At 65.6% G+C, this 1,452-nt stretch carries 1 protein-coding gene; it reads right to left on the reverse strand.

Features of this window, described 5'->3' with window-relative positions; translation table 11 throughout:
• Positions 1–302: 302 nt before the first annotated feature.
• Positions 303–1,061, reverse strand: a complete 759-nt coding sequence (locus IMZ11_RS46560) for a TNT domain-containing protein (RefSeq protein ID WP_228649150.1) — start codon at positions 1,059–1,061, stop codon at positions 303–305.
• Positions 1,062–1,452: the final 391 nt, after the last annotated feature.

Raw genomic sequence — 1,452 nt, forward strand, 5'->3', positions numbered from 1 at the left:
CCCTCCCTGGACGCGGCTGCGCCGGACCGGACCATGCCCAGCCGAACACCACACGCCGCCTCGCCCAACGCGTCGCCGTGCTGTACGCGCCGCGGCGGCCCGGTCACGTCCCCGCTTGGTGTGACTCCAGCCGATCATGTGAGGTCGGCGAGTCGTATCGGAACGTCGTGTCGATGACGCGGACCGCACGGCACGGGCCTGCGCACCACCGGATGGTTTCGGGCAGGACTGCCCTGAGCAGGGCTGTGCCCTCCCTGCCATCGAGGGACGGGGAGGGCACAGCGTCGTCGCGAGGCAGAGGATCAGTTCAGCCGCTTGAGGTATCCGTTGGCGACCAGCCAGCTCACCGGCAACTCCGCCGGTGTCTGGGGCGCCTCGGGAATGTGCTTGCTGAGCAGGTGGTACTGCGTTCCGACCCCCTGCTGCTGGAACGCCGCGGCGGCCGGTCCGGCATCGGCCTTGAACGGCTTGATCACCTCGTAGGCGTGGTAGTTGCACATATGCTGCGGGTCGCCTGCGAAGGTGTTGAGATTGCTCGGCGGAAGAGAACGCCGGACGTACGGCGTGCCGTACGGCGCGAGGAAGGAACCGTTCTCGCCGCCGAACCGGTCGAGTCTCATACCCACGGGAAGGGCCGTAGCGGAGATCAGTGGCCTACCGTTGGTGTACCCGCCGGAGTGGGCGAATCCGAAGTCCGGTGGATAGCGCCACCCGTTGCCCGTGTCGTTCCAGTAGCGGTAGACGAACGCCAGCGGCGGCAGCCCGCCGAGAGGCACGTAGCCCCGGAGAATCCGGGCGATCCATCCCTGACGCGGGAGGTACAGCGGGCCGAGGTTCGGATTTCCCTGGACGTACGGCGGGCCGCAGACCTGTCCCACAGCGGTCGGTGCCTGCGCGGCCACCGGCGCCGGAGTGGGAGTTCTCACCGGCCGCGGCAGAGCGGACGGCCGGGTGCCCTCGACCGAGGCGGTGGCCTCGGCCTGGGCCGGAACACCCATGAGTGCCGCTGCGACCAGGGCGAGCGCCGCGACCAGCGGCGCACGTCGAGAAAAACCTTGCACAGATTCTCCTGAAAGGACTCGCGTGGAGCTTTACCGGACATGTCGGCTTCGAATCGCAAATCCACCATGACGGCGTCGAGAATGCGCAGGACGTCACAGGTGTTTACTGTTGAAGCGACGGGACCGTGAGTACCCGCGCATTGATCAGGAGCATCGCAAGGAAATTACCAGAGCGGCAAAAATGAGCGCGACAACCAGCGATATTCCGGTGATGTCGTAAATACCCCGTGATGACATGGAGCCTCGATAGGCCCTTACACTTCACCCTTGTGAGGCATTGACGTTTTCTCAGCGTGATCGACTCGGACAGTAGGGCTTTCCTGGGCAGAAACGATCACACGCGGGCAGACACGCGGACGAACAGAGAACGCCGGAAACAGGCGTGGAGCCT

This window comes from Microtetraspora sp. AC03309 (genome assembly GCF_020826795.1).
Lineage (GTDB): Bacteria > Actinomycetota > Actinomycetes > Streptosporangiales > Streptosporangiaceae > Microtetraspora > Microtetraspora glauca.